The 3,386-nt window shown below is 58.4% G+C and carries 4 protein-coding genes; all 4 read right to left on the minus strand.

Annotated features, from left to right (window positions below; all coding sequences use genetic code 11):
• Positions 1 to 66 precede the first annotated feature (66 nt).
• The 4 genes from OS035_RS33295 to OS035_RS33715 all read right to left on the minus strand — a co-directional run bounded on the left by OS035_RS33295 (position 67) and on the right by OS035_RS33715 (position 3,336).
• A complete protein-coding gene (locus OS035_RS33295) occupies positions 67 to 2,136 on the minus strand; it encodes a recombinase family protein (RefSeq protein WP_331815614.1) in 2,070 nt (689 codons plus the stop codon).
• Positions 2,133 to 2,396: a hypothetical protein gene (locus tag OS035_RS33300; protein WP_130771901.1), complete on the minus strand. Its 264-nt coding sequence runs from the start codon at positions 2,394 to 2,396 to the stop codon at positions 2,133 to 2,135. Before OS035_RS33300 ends, OS035_RS33295 begins: the two co-directional genes overlap by 4 nt.
• Before the next feature lie 26 nt (positions 2,397 to 2,422).
• Complete coding sequence (locus OS035_RS33305) at positions 2,423 to 2,884, minus strand: helix-turn-helix domain-containing protein (protein ID WP_130771899.1); 462 nt, start codon at positions 2,882 to 2,884, stop codon at positions 2,423 to 2,425.
• A 116-nt stretch (positions 2,885 to 3,000) separates the two neighbouring features.
• Positions 3,001 to 3,336 carry a DUF5372 family protein gene (locus OS035_RS33715; protein ID WP_165422343.1) on the minus strand — a complete coding sequence of 112 codons (336 nt, stop codon included), beginning with the start codon at positions 3,334 to 3,336 and terminating at the stop codon, positions 3,001 to 3,003.
• Positions 3,337 to 3,386 lie beyond the last annotated feature (50 nt).

Raw genomic sequence — 3,386 nt, forward strand, 5'->3', positions numbered from 1 at the left:
AACGATCTGCATTCATACTGCATCTCTCTTTCGCATTCAGTTGAAGGTTTTGGCGTGGTTGGCATTTTAGTTACGTGCGGCGACGCGGTCGATGAGTTGGTTCCATCGACTGCATTGCTTTTGCGGTAAATCTGCCTTGGGAAGCTCGTACAGATAGTAGTGTCCGTTGTAGGCATGGCTGGTGACGAGGCCGTGTTCAGCCCATCTGGCGAGAGTATGTTCATGGATATTGAGGCGTTCAGCCGCCTCCTTTTTTGTCAACATCCCACGATCCCGGAGCCGGTCATAGCGTGATCTCAGCTTGTATTCGCGAACAAGATAGGTGACGCGTTTGGTTGTGAAGCGGGCGTTGCGCTGGTCACGGCGCGTCACCGAGCCCGGACGGTATCCCTGACTATTGAGAATCTCTGCGATCTCGGAAAAAATATGATCGTCGAGGAGTTTATCTATCAGTTCGATGATATCGGGGTGCGTCTTGACCTGCTGGCTGGGCGATTTTGGGCTTATGGTGACAAGCGTCTGGGTTTTACCGCCCTTGAAGCGAATATGAGCCTTGGTTGTGCCTCTCTTCGGTAGTTTGAGGAGGGTGACGTCCTCAATGATGTGGGCAAGCAGACGCTTTCGTTCGCGGTTCGGGGTCTCTGGATTGGTCCAGAGTTTTTTGAAGTCCGCCGTCATTGCGACCAACCGCTCGTGGACGGCCTTATCGAGGATGAATTGATCGCGCTCCCGGGCGCGCTCTCGCTCTTCGCGGGCATTAGCCAAGATGCGGAGCTTCCCGTTCCATTCGCCTTCGAGCGTATCGGCGACGAGGCGGTTATTGGGATCGACGAGCATGAAACGGCGCTGGGCGAGATCGGCTTCCGTTTGGGCGCGCTCGACGGCGCGACAGCGCAGCCGATCCGCCTCTTCATGCCGCGCTTCGATCTCTTTGCGGACTTCGATTGCCAGTTCGATGGCTGCCGGCGTCATCTGCTCCGCGATCAACATGCCGATGGCTTCGTCGACGGGAGGTGCGGCGATCGCCTGGCATAAGGGTTCGCCGCGATTGCTACGGGCGCGATCACAAACGTACCAAGCCTCCTGCCGACTGCGTCGGGCAGCGTAGCGCATGCGAAAATGCCTGCCGCACTGCCCACACACGGCCCGCCCCTGCAGCAGCGCCGGGCCTTCCCGCGGAGGTGATGCGACCCCCGCGTTCCATTTGTGGCAGATGTTCGACTTTAAAATCCTCAGGTTCTCCTGGTGCTGCTCCCAATTGATATAGCCGGGATGGGCATCTGGAATACACGCCGTCCAATCGTCATTACCTTGTTCACGCACGAGCTTTTTGCCATCAATGGTTCGTCGATAGCGACGGCGGCCATAGGCATAGGCTCCGGCGTAACGTGGATTGTGCAGCACGCGCATCGCCGTCGAAGGCGTCAGTGGCCGGAAAACCGTCTGGCTGTCGTGCAGACGGGAGGGAAAGAGAATGCCTTCCTGACGAAAGGCCTTGACGGTCTGGGAGGCGGATCCGACGCGAGAGAACGTCTCGAAGAAATGGGCGATCGTCTCTCTGACTTGCATGTCTGGATCAAGCGTCACATTCCCGGAATGGTCATAGACCAGCCCGGTCGGCAGGGGGCAACGGAACTCGCCACGCCGGGCCTTGTTGAGGATGCCGCCGCGCAGCCGTGCCTTGATCACATGCAGTTCGGCCTCACTCATTGTTCCCTTCAGGCCGAGCAGGAGCCGGTCGTTGAAACTTGCCGGGTCGTAGACACCATCTTCGTCGAGGATCAGGGTATCAGCAAGGGCGCAGATCTCGAGCAGCCGCTGCCAATCGGCATTGTTGCGGGCCAGACGGGAGACCTCCAGGCCCATGACGATCCCGGCATGCCCCATGCCGACATCGCTGACCAGCCGCTGAAATCCCTCGCGCCAGACCGCCGATGCGCCGGATTCACCTTGATCGTTATCGATGACGATAATCTGCTCCTCGCGCCAACCCAGGGCTATAGCGCGGCCGCGAAGCGCATATTGGCGCATGGCGCTCTCGGTATTGTCGATGACTTGCCGCATCGAAGATTGGCGGATGTAGAGGTAGGCGCTGCGTTCACGGTGATGAGACTGGACTTTGAGGTGTACATTCATGGTGCTCTCCGCTGGTGGATGCTCATGGCGATGGTCGCCAGGACATGAACGACGGCGCTGAGTTCGCCGTGCGTCGGTCGGGTGTCCGATGACGGGTAAATCTGCTCTTGATCAGGGCTTGCCGCTGCAGGCAGCGCCCGGGCCCATCCCCACATGCCGCGGCGCAGAAAAAGCATGAGGCCGCTACGGGCCTTGAGCGGCAGAACTTCGCCGAGAGCAGCACCGCGCAGCACCTCGTACTGGTTCGCGATGGCCGGCAATGAACATGCCGATGCCGTGGCAATGCCTAGCGGATCGTTTTTTTTAACACCCGCTCGATCGTTCTGGGATGAAGTGCGATATCGAGTTCGTTGCGGACCAGCTTGGCGAGTTCGCGCGCACGAACAGGCTCGCCCGGGACCAGCCGCGCCTGCAGAAATGCCAGGACTTCGTCGTCGATCTTGTGGGGACCGCGGGGTCCCGGCTTTGCCGGCACCAGTCCGGCAATGCCCGTCGTGTCGAAGTTTGCCTTGGCCTGGTAGTAGGTTGGTCTGGAAACACCATACTCGTCGGAAGCGTCCGTCACTGAGACGTTGTCGATGGAGACGCGCCGCAGCATCTCGTATTTGACCTGGACGGCGTCGTGCGGATCGAAGAACTCGCTGCCGCGGAACTTCGGGTCGCGCACCTTCTCGGAGTTTGGATTGAAGGTGCCTTCCTCGATGAGGGCATCCACCTTCGATCGCTTGCCGCCGGACTTCGCAGGCATGATGGGCTCCGGGTGTGAAGTCGGATGTTAACGTAAATATAAATATACCGCAAATCTTGATCACTTCAAGGGCTAATGCATGGCATATGGGCATTAAATGTCGGAATTGCAGCTTTCTATTGAGCATTTGAGTCCTCTTGCGGCGTAATCTCATTTACAGTAGCGGCATAATTATCCTTACACCTCACCTGCGCTCGCGCGGTCGATTGGCCACAAAGTCGCTCCACCAGACTGGCTAGTTCCATCAAGTTCGAAACGAGCAAAAGCGCCCGCCCATTGCTCGCGACAAGTTCCCGGTCCAGGCTCACAAGATCCGTCCATTGAGGGGGAACCGACCATGTGGCACCATCGTCGGTCTGCAACAGCAAGCGTTTGCCCTGCGAGTTAGCTCGCTCGCCAACGCAGGGAAGTTGCCGTCCAAAAAGGGGATGAAATGGGTGCGTGACCCGCACTAACCGCTGATCTGTGCCGGTCGGGGCTGCATTCTCAGATGAGGTACAAG

This window comes from Rhizobium sp. 268, from assembly GCF_036571585.1.
Taxonomy (GTDB): Bacteria; Pseudomonadota; Alphaproteobacteria; order Rhizobiales; family Rhizobiaceae; genus Rhizobium; species Rhizobium redzepovicii.